Origin of the sequence: Pannus brasiliensis CCIBt3594, assembly GCF_036688125.1 — a bacterium.
GTDB classification, from domain to species: Bacteria; Cyanobacteriota; Cyanobacteriia; order Cyanobacteriales; family Microcystaceae; genus Pannus; species Pannus brasiliensis.
This window is the reverse complement of the sequence record NZ_JBAFSM010000059.1, coordinates 18,686-27,193: the sequence shown is the minus strand read 5'-3', so window position 1 is coordinate 27,193 and position 8,508 is coordinate 18,686. Positions and strand designations below refer to the sequence as shown.

The following is an 8,508-nucleotide window of genomic DNA, read 5'->3' as shown; positions in this document are numbered from 1 at the left end:
GACTCCTGACTCCTGACTCCCGACTCCCGACTCCTGACTCCCGACTCCCGACTCCCGACTCCCGACTCCCGACTCCACGAATTGAGTACAAATACTCGGTTGACAACTCATAATCGTTACGAGTACACTTCAGTTATGCAAACTCGAAATGACTACGACTTGACAGGAGCCAGCACTATGTTACCGAACCGAGAAGGCCAGAGAGTTCCCGACGTTACTTTCCGCGTCCGCAAGGATAACCAATGGGTGGACATCACCACCGACGAATTATTCAAAGGAAAAACCGTAGTTCTCTTCGCCCTCCCCGGCGCTTTCACCCCCACCTGTTCGACCACCCACTTACCCGGCTATAACGAATTAGCCCCGGTTTTCCAAGAAAATGGAGTCGATAGCATCGTCTGTCTGTCCGTGAACGATACCTTCGTGATGAACGAGTGGGCCAAAGATCAAGAGTGCGATAACGTGATCCTGATTCCCGACGGCAATGGAGAGTTCAGCGAGGGAATGGGAATGTTGGTTGACAAAGCCGATCTCGGTTTCGGCAAACGTTCCTGGCGCTACTCGATGCTGGTAAAAGATGGTGTCATCGAGAAAATGTTCATCGAACCGGAAGAACCCGGCGACCCCTTCAAGGTTTCCGACGCGGACACCATGCTCAACTACATCAATCCGGACGCGAAGAAACGCCCCCTAGTTTCTCTCTTCTCGAAAGTGGGTTGTCCCTACTGTACCCGCGCCAAGAAAATGCTCGCGGAAAAAGGCTGGGATTACGAGGAAATCGTCTTAGGCCGCGATGTTACCTCCCGTTCCCTCCGCGCCGTCAGCGGCAAGGGAACCACCCCCCAAGTGTTCATCGATGGCAAGTTGATCGGCGGTTCCGACGATTTAGCGGCCTACTTGGGCGTTTAATCGATCGTTAGGGGGGATGGTTTATCGTTTCGATTGGTTTACAATCTCGATCGAACCTCTCCCGTCTCTAGAGAGTGAAAAAAACTAAACAGAATTTTAGACCGAATAAAAGGAGTACATCAATATGGTAGCCACCAACGCGCGATCGGAATTCACCGGCCGGTATTATCCCACCCGCATCGATCTCGGCTTGGAAACCCGGAAAACGGTAATCGAAACCCTCAGCCAAACTCTCGCGGCTAGTTTAGATCTAAAAACGCAGGTAAAACAAGCTCACTGGAACGTGAAAGGGAAAGATTTCTATCAATTGCACCTATTATTCGACGAGATGGCCACGGAAATGGAAGGATACGTCGATATGGTCGCGGAACGGATCACCGCGTTAGGCGGTACGGCGATGGGGACGGCACGCATCGCGGCCGCGAATTCTATCCTCCCCGAATATCCCTACGATATCGCGGGCGGGTTAGAACACGTCACCGCGCTCGCGGAACGGTACGCGCTCTACGCGGCCCATGTACGCGCCGCCATCGATTCTACCGGTAGTGCCGGGGACGCGGACACAGCGGATCTCTACACGGAAATCTCCCGCGACATCGATAAACGCCTCTGGTTCTTAGAAGCGCACTTGATCGAGAAATAAAGAGGGAGAAAGGGGAAAGGGGAAAGATACATCACTTAAAAGTAGTCTTTTTCCGAAAATATTTCCTCTCTCCCCATCTCCCGTTTTTACACTCGCGTGATCGGTAATCCTAACCAATCGCTGAATTGATGGGCTAACCAATCGAGTTCCGCTTCGTTAATGTCCGGGCTGGCGCTGATGGTGTACTCTCGATCGCCCGCGATCAGCGCCAGACAGGGAGGGATGACGATCGATCGGTCTTCTTCGAGGATCAGGGAAACATTTCTTCTCTCGATCTGATAAATTTTATCGGTATCGGTCGGGGAGAGTACGGGAATTTTGAACCAGCAAATATATCTCGATAGGGTTACTTTTTCGGAGGTTAACCAGAGTTCTAGGTCGCCTTTCGAGAAAGCTTTTAGTAGCTCGAAAGAGAGGCTGGGAAAAAGTAGATTTAGAACGGCAACGAGAAGAACGGGAATTAGAAAAAACAGGAGTTTTGTTCGATACGCCCCGACGATAGTTAGTAGGGAAACGCTAAAAATGATCGAGGGCAAAAAGCGACGGAATTGATATTGTAAATTACTAAAAAATCGCTGTTTCGCTTTACTAGAAATCGTCACCTGTAGTAGACGCTCGCTCTTGTAAAGAGTGACCTCGCTCCCGTAGGGTTTCGTGAAATTGTCGTGAGAGACGAGAATTAATTGATAACTATAGAGACTTTCTAGGGCTTCTTTTACGGAGCGGAAACAATGATCGGGGTAGGGATCGATCGTGCGTTTGAGCCAATAAAGAAAGAAAGAACTGAGATTCGCCCGCTCCTCGAATTGCAATTTTCCCGATTTTTTCGGTAAATCTCTCGCGGGGACACCCGTGGCTAAACCGATCAAGATTAGACCTAAAGGATAGAGATCGAGTTTTTCGCTCTCTGGCTCGAATCCGAAATCGACGAGATATATCCGTTCGTTTTTCGGATCGAAAAAAATATTACTCGGTTTTAGATTACCGTGAAAGATCGGCGGGTGTTGTTGATGGAGATAGAAGAGAATTTCTAGACAGTATTTGGCGATCTGTTTAATTTCCGATTCCGGTAATAATCGCGCGGGATTAATATATTCTTCTAAAGATTTCGATCGCAGAAAGGGACGCGCGATCGCCCATCCCTTTCTCTCCGGTGTCTCTACCTCGAAACTATCGAGTACCGGCGGGATCGATTCGTGACGGAGAGATTGTAAAAGTTCGATTTTATTTTTCATCCGATCGACGCGTTCTCGATCGACATCGACGGGAAAAAGCGAGATCCGAACGAGAACGAGTTGCCGCGATTGTCTATCTCTGGCTAGTACCGTTCTCGTTCCCGCTTTCTGTCCGAGTACCTGTTGTATCTCGTAGCGACTGTGGAGAACTCGATCGAGCATCGTTGAAGATGAGAGTGGAGATACTTTTACCGTAACCGATCCCCCCGGTAACGGGTTATATCTTTAGAATCGTTTTAGAACAGACATCTTCCCTCGGTAGTAATACGGATTTTTCCCTTCGATCCCTACCGAGAATTTACGGAATTCAGGGGAGTTTCGCGAAACCCTATCGCTCGATCGGGAAAGCTATCTAGGGAGAGATGATCGGCGATCGCGAGAGGGACTAAGATTCGATCGCTCTAATTAACTCCTATTAAAAACCTATGGACGCTCTCCCCCTATGTCTCAATCGCTATCAACTACAATTACTGAACGAGAGTATCGATCGAACCCGATCGAACTCTCCCGGGGCGGACTCGCACATCGCTTGTCTTCAGGAGAGTTTACGGTCAGAATTAAACTCGTGGCAGGATTCCCCCGACACGAAGAAAGTCATCTCGCTCCCCTTAGATTCCTATCAGTTAGAGGGATTGCGATCGGGAATTTTTCAAGAGATGGAAATTCTCGAAAATGAAAGAGAAAAACAACAATTAAATCAGGTACTCGATCAGATTCCGGAATATAGTCTACAGGAAAACTCGGATTGAGGGAGGCCGCGGGAAAACGACCTCCCCCGATGCGGGATTTAATAGCGAAAAATGGCGGCGACGGGCGCGGTATCGGGAACCCGATCGGGTTCGACCGCGTAGACCGTTCCCCCGTGTAATAAGGTTTGAATCGCCACCGTATCGAGGAGATCTTCGTCGCCTAATTCGGGGGTTTCGTGTTGCTCGATCTCGTTATCGGAGGCTTTGAAATAGCCCCATTCTTGTCGGTCGATCGGTACGAAAACACTATCGACCCGACCGTAATAGGCCGCCGCGATCGTTTCCTCTAGATCCGTGGAAGTTTGTTCGGTCGCGCTTAACTCACGATAGCGCTCGATCGCCTCCTCCCGCGACCGCGTTAAATACGGCTCGATCATCGGTAACGCTTGCTCGTGAAGTTCCTCCGAGGTTAACACTTTCGCGCTCTCCGCGATGCCTTCTTCTACTAAATAAGGGTAAGTATTCGCCTCGCGGTAAAGGGGCAAAAGATACTCGACTCCCACGAGAATTAAAGGCGCGTGTTTATCGTGCAAGCGCTCGTGTAACGCGGAATCGACCGCGTAGAAAAATTGTAGGAGCGTTCGATGATGCTGATCTCGATCGGGGCTACCCTGTCCGTGAAAACTACCGGGTTGAGGATAGGGATTACTCGTTCCCCCCTTGCCGGTCTGGATACGGAATTGACCTTCTTTGGCGGTTTCATCGTATCCTAACGCCTCGTCGAGCGATTTCGGCATTCCCTCGACCTCTACCTCCCGCACGCTATAACGGGTCGCTTCTAGGAATCTCACCTGTTTCTGTCCGAGGGTGAGAATATAAAAGTCACCGTCGTTGGTTAAGAGAGGGAGTAAAGGTTTCAGGTGAAAGCGATCGTTGATGACGACCAATTCATCGAAAGAGAGGGGGAGTCGATAGTATTGTAAAAAATCCGTGGAGAGGAAAAGGGCGAATCCCTGACTCTGTTTCTGCCAGAATTCCTCGTCTTCTACATCGATCGATTCCGCTCGATCGAGAAAATCCTCGATTTCCCCCGCTGGCAGACCGTAATCGCGTAGTTGTTTTTCCATTTCCCGAACCAGATTCTTATAGCGCACCGGGTTTTGATTACTTTCCAAACCCGTCCACATCATTGGCATATAGATCGAAACGCAAGTATTCCCCGACTGTTCGGTTAACGTTTTGATATCCTCGATCGAGATCTCGCTCATAGTTAAAACCCTTGTATAAAAATTATCTAGCATACAAACCGTAGGGTAGGTTAGCAAAGCGTAACCCACCAAAAAACTTTCCTTCCCCTTTCCCGAAAAACTTCCCCATCTCCCCATCCCCTCCCTCACTACCGGCGCTGTTCGTAATCCTCCGAAGATTTGGGATCGAGTTCCCACCGGCGATCGTCGCGAAGATTGAGAATTTCATCGGTGTGAAGCCATTCCTTATCGGACATTTCTAACCCCACCGCGGCCCCGATATCCTCGACCACATTCTGATCGGGAGTCATCACCGTACCACCGACGGCCTCATCTCCCACTGTCGCGGCCTGTTCTGTATTCGCGTAGATATCGCCACCGGTCAGAAGCGCGTCCGCTGGATTGTAACCCTCTTCCAGTCGCGTCATCTCTCCCTCGTCGAGATCCACGATCTCCACTTCCTCGCTCCCGTCAAAATCCACGTCTAAATCGTCCAGATCTCTCGCGTCGAGAAAATCCTGCTCCGATCGCTCTAGCATTGACCGTCTCCTCTTGCTTCCCGTTGCTTGTAGCCTAACGAAAGGAAGAGCCGAGCGGGATCTTCAAATGGATAGATAAGACCTCTGACAAAAATCAAAAATCTCTCGTCGGGACGGGAGACAGGAGTCAGGAGACAGGAGTCAGGAGACTGGAGGCAGGAGTCAGGAGGAGAAAGGAGGAGTAAATAGCTTTTGAAGATATAAAGTTCCTGCAAACGTAAGCTTATTGGTTGGGTACGCTTCTTTATTCTTCCTCCTGACTCCTGACTACTGGCTCCTGTTCTCGACCGAAGGGAGAGTACGAGCGAAGCGAACTTCCCTAACCACACGACAATTTTTGAATTCCGCAAGAGGTCTCTTATAGCGTGAAGGTGAAATCCTCCACCAGTAAACCGGGCAGAAGTAAACCGCCGATCGAACGCGCCTCGTAGGTTCCGGTTTCCGGGATGAACTCGCGAAAATCGGTGAGGGCGAGCAGGTTTTCGCCGAGGAACGCGTACAGACTTTCATCGAAGCGTAAATCTTGAATCGGCGCGACGATCTCCCCGTTTTCCACGTAGAAACAGGCGTAACGGGTCATCCCGGTGATCCGTCCGCTGGGTCGATCGCTCCAGTTGAGATAATGCAGATTAGAAAGGTACAGCCCGGTATCTAACCGTTGTAAAATCTCCTCCCGCGCTAACTCCCCGGAGCTAACCTCCGTCGCGCGTAATCCCTCGCCCTGACTCGCCCCGTTCCCGACGAGGCCGTATTCTTTCGCGGTACGGCTACTGATTAATGTATTGATTAACTCGCCTTTCTCGATAATCGATAATTCCGCCGGCGCGACCTCGCCTAATTCATTAAATCGCGGTACATTTCCCCCTTGAAAGTTTTCCCGGAGGCTCAATAGCGGAGAGAGGATTTTTCCCTGGCGGAGTTTGGTGAGGGCGCTCCCTCCCTGTTGCAGGGAAGCCTCGCTAACCCCTCCCCAGGACAGCATCCCGATTAAATCCGCGGTCGCGGCGGGCGCGAGATAGACGCGGTAACGTCCGGGGGGAACTTGATGGACGGGCTTTTCCAGTAATTGTAGTTGGGTCTCGATCGCTCTCAGTTGTTCGCGGTATCGATCGCCGTTCCAGATTCGATCGGCTAAAATCTGTTTGACCGCTTTTTCCGAGGGAGTGATGACGGAATAGTCCAGAAAGAAGGATTCGGTCGCGAACCAGTGTTTTCCGCCCGCGGAGTTCATATTCGCCCGAATAACCGCCCCGGACGCGTAAAAACCGGTAAAATCCAAACCGTCAGCGGGCTGTAGAATTTCTTCCACCGCGTTTTCGATCGGCAAAAGTTCACCGTGATAGACTTCCCGCGTCGAACCGTAATTTTCCGGCGGGACGATGTAGGGATCTTCCGGGAGAATGGCGATCTCTTCGCGTAAATCGTCGAGATTTTCCCACCCTTCCGCGAGATCGAGATCCCGATCGCCCGTCAGGGGAAAACGACGATAAGCGGTCTTGCCATCCCCCCAGAGAGTGATTTTTACCTTCGCGTCGAGAACGATGCCGTTCTGTCTCGCCCTCGCCCGATTAAAGCGGATAAACTGGCTATTTTCCCCGATTAGTTCTAAAGATAGGGATTCGCCGGATTGGAGGCGATCGATCAGACTCTCGCCGAGGTCGTTAAAAACCGATTCCCACCGTTGTTCGATCGACATTATTTCGTACCTCCAAAAATCTCGATATCCGCGAAAGCGCAGACGGGGGACGCGTGACCGACCCGGATTACCTGATTGGGTTCTCCCTTGCCACAGTAGGGAGTCCCGTAGACCTCGCGGGTGCTTTCGTCGCCCACGGCGATTAAACTCCGCCAGAATTGATTGGTTATGCCGCGATAGTTGGGATTCCGCAGGGTTTTGGTCAGTTTCCCGTTCTCGATCAGTCGCGCGTACTCGCAACCGAACTGAAATTTATTCCGATAATCGTCGATCGACCAGGAACGGTTCGATCGCATATAGACCCCGTACTCGATCGAACCGATCATCTCCTCGAAGGAACTTTCCCCCGGTTCTAGGTTGAGGTTGGCCATGCGATCGATCGCCGGCCGATTCCAAGAACAGGCGCGAAAATTGGCTACACCGGGAACGTTCGCGCGCGCCTGGCTCTCCAAGCCGCCCAATCCCCGCAAAAGTAAGCCATTTTGAATTAAATACTCTTTTTTCGCCGCCATTCCCCCGTCATCGAACGCGTAACTGGCGAACTCTCCCTCGACGGTGGGATCGAAGGTAACGTTCATCAGCGGCGAACCGTAGACGAGCGACCCGAAATCCGAAAGCTTAACGAAGCTACTCCCGGCATAGTTGCGCTCATCGCCTAAAATACGGTCTAATTCCAACGGATGCCCGATACTCTCGTGAATTTGAAGCATCATCTGATCCGGCGCGAGAACGAGGGTGGCGGTTCCCTCCGGACATTCCTCCGCGCTCAACAGTTCTACCGCTTCCTCGCCGATCTGTCTCGCTCGCTCTAGGGTCGCGGTCGGCTCGAAAACCTCCATCCCGACTTGATAACTTCGGGCGAAAGAGCCGTTATCGGTGCGTCTTTGGACGATATTGCCGTCCCGCGCGGTCGCGCCGTAGTCTGTCGTCACGAGAACGAATTTCTGCTCCACGCGCGAACCGTTACTACTGAAGAAGTTCTGTTCGGTTTCGGTAATTCGGGCGGTCGCGCTGGTGGAAACGACTTTATCGGAGACTTTCAGGGTGTGGCAGATGCGGATCAATAAATCGTTGAGATCGGCGGCCGTGAAATAATCGGAGGGTTTGAGAAAAGGCGATCGATAGTGACCGACGGCTTTCGGACGTACCGAGAGATCGAGGGGATGAACCGACCAACGCGAGGCGGCGATCGCCTGTTTATAGGCGACCTCGGCGGCGGCTTGGAGGCTATCTTGCGCGAGGTGACTGGTGGCGCAATAACCGATCTGCCCGTTGACCATCACCTCGACCATCACCCCGCGGGTGACGCTTCTCCCGTTGGATTGGGGTTTGCCGTCGCGGACGGTTCGCGTGGTGTTGGTTTCGGTTAACTGCCGCAATCCGATCCAGTCGGCGTTAATGTCGAGTCTTTCTAGAGCTTGGTCGAGCGCGAAATTCATAGGGAATGATGAAAGCGTGACTAGAAGGCAGGAGGCAAAAGGCAAGTAGGGACGAGAGGCCGGAGCGCCCCTACCCACCGAACACTTTTCTCCTGGAAAGGGTAGGCTTGT

8 protein-coding genes are annotated in these 8,508 nt (G+C 51.7%); 3 read left to right on the top strand and 5 right to left on the bottom strand.

Annotated features, from left to right (window positions below):
- The first annotated feature begins 177 nt into the window (after nt 1-177).
- Nucleotides 178-909 (top strand): glutathione peroxidase, encoded by a 732-nt coding sequence (locus tag V0288_RS21610; protein ID WP_332867252.1) that lies wholly within the window; start codon nt 178-180, stop codon nt 907-909.
- Between the two features lie 124 nt (nt 910-1,033).
- Nucleotides 1,034-1,552, top strand: coding sequence for a DNA starvation/stationary phase protection protein Dps (dps, locus tag V0288_RS21605; protein WP_332867250.1), 519 nt, complete (start codon nt 1,034-1,036; stop codon nt 1,550-1,552).
- 86 nt (nt 1,553-1,638) lie between these two features.
- On the opposite strand, the gene V0288_RS21600 is transcribed toward dps, so the two are convergent.
- Nucleotides 1,639-2,949 carry a serine/threonine protein kinase gene (locus V0288_RS21600; RefSeq protein WP_332867249.1) on the bottom strand — a complete coding sequence of 437 codons (1,311 nt, stop codon included), beginning with the start codon at nt 2,947-2,949 and terminating at the stop codon, nt 1,639-1,641.
- 263 nt (nt 2,950-3,212) lie between these two features.
- On the opposite strand from V0288_RS21600, the gene V0288_RS21595 reads away from it, so the two are divergent.
- Nucleotides 3,213-3,536, top strand: a complete 324-nt coding sequence (locus V0288_RS21595) for a hypothetical protein (protein WP_332867248.1) — start codon at nt 3,213-3,215, stop codon at nt 3,534-3,536.
- 38 nt (nt 3,537-3,574) lie between these two features.
- Here the strand turns inward: V0288_RS21595 and V0288_RS21590 are convergent, their stop codons facing one another.
- The 4 genes from V0288_RS21590 to V0288_RS21575 form a co-directional block, all read right to left on the bottom strand.
- Entirely contained in the window at nt 3,575-4,777 is a 1,203-nt protein-coding gene (locus V0288_RS21590) for a baeRF3 domain-containing protein (protein ID WP_332867247.1), read from the bottom strand.
- A gap of 95 nt (nt 4,778-4,872) precedes the next feature.
- Nucleotides 4,873-5,262, bottom strand: coding sequence for a DUF6335 family protein (locus V0288_RS21585; protein ID WP_332867246.1), 390 nt, complete (start codon nt 5,260-5,262; stop codon nt 4,873-4,875).
- A gap of 358 nt (nt 5,263-5,620) precedes the next feature.
- Nucleotides 5,621-6,958, bottom strand: a complete 1,338-nt coding sequence (locus V0288_RS21580) for a TldD/PmbA family protein (protein ID WP_332867245.1) — start codon at nt 6,956-6,958, stop codon at nt 5,621-5,623.
- Entirely contained in the window at nt 6,958-8,397 is a 1,440-nt protein-coding gene (locus V0288_RS21575; RefSeq protein WP_332867244.1) for a TldD/PmbA family protein, read from the bottom strand. Before V0288_RS21575 ends, V0288_RS21580 begins: the two co-directional genes overlap by 1 nt.
- Nucleotides 8,398-8,508 lie beyond the last annotated feature (111 nt).